Here is a 275-nt window from a genome sequence, read left to right on the forward strand (position 1 = left end):
ACCGCCGGCTTCGCCTCGGCGGCGGAAGCCGCAGGCTCGGCATCTGCCTTCGCGGCAGCAGGCGCCGCGGCAGCGGGGGCCGAGGAGGCCACCGGCTTCGGCTCGACGACAGCGGGGGCAGCGGAAGCCGCAGGCTCGGCGGCCGGCTTCGCCGCAGCGGGGGCCGCGGCCGTCTTCGGCTCGGCGGCGGAAGCCGCAGGCTCGGCATCTGCCTTCGCGGCAGCAGGCGCCGCGGCAGCGGGGGCCGAGGAGGCCACCGGCTTCGGCTCGACGAC

General features: G+C 79.3%; 1 protein-coding gene. It reads left to right on the top strand.

Annotated features, from left to right (window positions below; translation table 11 throughout):
* On the top strand, positions 1–275 hold a 275-nt coding region (locus AC0693_RS32775), incomplete at both ends, for a hypothetical protein (protein WP_478803793.1).

The organism is Streptomyces sp. NPDC043876, from assembly GCF_056435825.1.